This window comes from Proteiniclasticum sp. C24MP (assembly GCF_043951855.1).
GTDB lineage: Bacteria > Bacillota > Clostridia > Clostridiales > Clostridiaceae > Proteiniclasticum.
The window spans coordinates 1-2,860 of the sequence record NZ_JBINJW010000056.1 but is presented as its reverse complement, the minus strand read 5'-3'; the positions used below and the strand labels follow the sequence as shown (position 1 = coordinate 2,860).

General features: G+C 39.8%; 3 protein-coding genes and 1 tRNA gene. All 4 read right to left on the bottom strand.

The window, feature by feature from the left end:
* Window positions 1-38: 38 nt before the first annotated feature.
* The 4 genes from speE to ACHAL6_RS15480 all read right to left on the bottom strand — a co-directional run bounded on the left by speE (window position 39) and on the right by ACHAL6_RS15480 (window position 2,851).
* A complete protein-coding gene (speE, locus tag ACHAL6_RS15495) occupies window positions 39-896 on the bottom strand; it encodes a polyamine aminopropyltransferase (protein WP_395271554.1) in 858 nt (285 codons plus the stop codon).
* Between the two features lie 22 nt (window positions 897-918).
* Entirely contained in the window at window positions 919-1,725 is an 807-nt protein-coding gene (gene speD / locus ACHAL6_RS15490) for an adenosylmethionine decarboxylase (RefSeq protein WP_395271553.1), read from the bottom strand.
* 406 nt (window positions 1,726-2,131) lie between these two features.
* On the bottom strand, window positions 2,132-2,596 hold the full coding sequence (locus ACHAL6_RS15485) for a hemerythrin domain-containing protein (RefSeq protein WP_395271552.1): 465 nt from the start codon (window positions 2,594-2,596) through the stop codon (window positions 2,132-2,134).
* Between the two features lie 179 nt (window positions 2,597-2,775).
* Window positions 2,776-2,851 (bottom strand) — tRNA-Phe (locus ACHAL6_RS15480).
* Window positions 2,852-2,860: the final 9 nt, after the last annotated feature.

The window sequence follows — 2,860 nt, the reverse complement described above, 5'->3', positions numbered from 1 at the left end:
AGAAGAAAACGCCTTCGTTTTCTTCTTTTCAGATCAGTCTATTTATTTACAGCCTCGTCTAATAGCTTCTTCACGTAATTGGGTAATGCAAATGCAGCCTTATGAATTTCCGTGTTGTAGTATCCTGTTTCAAGCCCCAGCGCATTCCATCTGTCTGCATCAAGATCTTTGACCGGATCGAAGGATTTGGATGCGAAGCCGAAGAGCCAGTGTCCGGATGCGTAGGTTGGGATATGCACCTGGTACACCTTAGCCACAGGGAAGAATTCATGGATTCTCTGATGTGCCCTCTGCATGGCTTTCTGGTATTCCTCATAAAAAGGACTTTCATGCTGATTCACAAGAATTCCTTTTTCCGTTAGCGCTTTATGACAGTTTTCATAGAATACTCTTGTGAAGAGTCCTTCTCCAGGTCCGATAGGATCTGTGCTGTCCACAATGATGAGGTCATACTCATTTTCCTTCTCACTGACAAACTTCAGACCGTCTTCAAAATAGAGGGTCACTCTCTCATCATCCAGTCCGCTGGTGGAATTGGGGAAATACTCCCTGCATACATCCACTACAAGCTTATCGATTTCAACCATATCTATTTTCTCAATGCTCTCATATCGGACCAGTTCTCTCACTGTTCCGCCATCTCCTGCACCGATGACAAGAACCTTTTTAATATCAGGGTTCGTGGCCATGGGCACATGAACAATCATATCATGATAGATGAATTCATCTTTTTCCGTGATCATTACAAGTCCGTCCAGAGTGAAGAACTTACCGAATTCATTGCTTTCAAATACATCTATTCTCTGAAAATCACTTTTACCTGAATAAAGCTGTTTTTCCACCTTGATGGAAAACTTCGCTTCCTTGCTATGATCTTCCGTATACCAAAGTTCCATATTATTCCCTCCGTTTTAAGTATTAATCGTAGATATTTCTGCCACTGTAGATCTCAATCATTTCTCTTCTCAGATTGTTTGAAATCTCCAGACGCTCTTTTGGCGTGAATTCTCTTATATCATTTCTGAAAAGATAATTCTGCAGATTCAGTTCCTTGATCAGCATTTTCGTGTGAAAGAGATTCGCCTGATATACATTGATATCCTGCGCATCATAAGCATCCAAGGTTTTTGCATCTATATATTCCTGGATGGACCTTATATCATGGTCCATGAAGAACTTGCGTCCATCTTCTCCTCTTGTGAATCCTCTCACTCTGTAATCGATGGTGATGATATCAGAATCAAAGCTGCCAATCAGATAATCAAGAGCATTCAGCGGTGAAATCTTCCCGCAGGTAGATACCTCAATGTCCACTCTGAAGCTGGCTATGGATTTATCCGGATGATATTCAGGGTAGGTATGAACCGTCAGGTGGCTCTTATCAAGATGTCCTACCACACTGTCTCTTTTCTCATAAAGACTTTCCCCCAGGTTACAGGATGGGTCTACGCTGGTCATCAGAAGAGGTTCTTCTGAGATTAGAATTGTAACACTAGCCCCTTGCGGATCATAATCCTGCTTCGAGATATTCAGTACATGTGCTCCGATCATATCTGTAACGTCGCAGAGTATCTTTGTAAGTCTCTCGGAATTATACATCTCATCAATATAATCTACGTATTCGCTCTGTTCTTTCTCAGTCTTTGCATAACAGATATCATAGATGTTAAAGCTTAAGGTCTTCGTCAAATTGTTAAAGCCGTATAGTTTCAGTTTTTCTGCCATTTTTGGCGCTCCTTCTCTTTAAATTGATTTGGTATTTTCATGTTACAAAGGTATTTATCTGTTATTTCATGTCAATAAACTTAATGAAACCTCATCTCTGTAAAACTCTATCCTCAGTGAGTTTACAGAAAAAACAGAGCTCTGTCAATAACTTTATATGAAGTTTTATAAATTAATAGTTTAGTATTACTAAACTATTAGCCCCGTTTTCATCTTGCATTAACACTGGAGTGAAAACAGTGTGCGCTAGGCTTTCATCCGTGGTCTGCAAACACCCTTCTTCAGCACTCGATTAGAATTGATTCTCTCGTAGGATCCTGTGATTTCTTCTGTAAACTCTATTTCACGAAAGAAAAAAGCTGAAAGATTACACCTTCAGCTTCTTATGATCTTATGGAATGACCCCTTATTTCTGTTTAAGATCATTCTCCTTCTCTTTTTTCTTTTTCTCGAGAACCGTTTCAAACTCTTCCAGCACTTCTTCCAGTTTTTCCTTGGAGAGAACTTTTCGAGCAAGTGTGATCAGTTCATCTTCCTCTTCTTTCATATGATGTTCCAGAACTTCCTTAAGCACACTGAACTTGGCATCCCATGTTTCATTATCGACGAAGGTTTTTTCAATTACACTGAACTGATAGTTTCCCAAACTATGCTCTTCGATCATTTCACGAACCACTTCTTTGTCTTCTTCACCGACTTTTTCTTTCACAAGCGGAAATACGACATGCTCCTCTGCTTCATGGTGTCCGTGCAGCTGTGCGTACAGTTCTCTGAAAAGCTCTTTTTTCTTCTGTCCTGCCGCATTTTCAATTTCCTTCATAAGGTCTCTAAACTGTTCGTGTTCTTCCTTGATGTGGGTTAATACGTCCATTTCATTACCTCCTAAATTAATCGAAATTTTTCACCTTGATTGTATAGTATTGACTTAGGAAATGTCAAACGTTTGCACAAGAATGGTGTTTCAGCATCCATTCTCTTACTCCATGTATACCCTTCACTTTAAAAGGATGTAAATGAAAAAAGACTACATCGAAATGATGTAGTCTTTTATGGTGGCTTCACTCGGAATCGAACCAAGGACACGTAGATTTTCAGTCTACTGCTCTACCGACTGAGCTATGAAGCCATCTAAGAT

Excerpts from the sequence above, each read along its gene's own strand:
- speD (WP_395271553.1), bottom strand. The coding sequence starts at position 1,725 with ATGGCAGAAAAACTGAAACTATACGGCTTTAACAATTTGACGAAGACC.
- ACHAL6_RS15485 (WP_395271552.1), bottom strand. The coding sequence starts at position 2,596 with ATGGACGTATTAACCCACATCAAGGAAGAACACGAACAGTTTAGAGAC.
- speE (WP_395271554.1), bottom strand. The coding sequence starts at position 896 with ATGGAACTTTGGTATACGGAAGATCATAGCAAGGAAGCGAAGTTTTCC.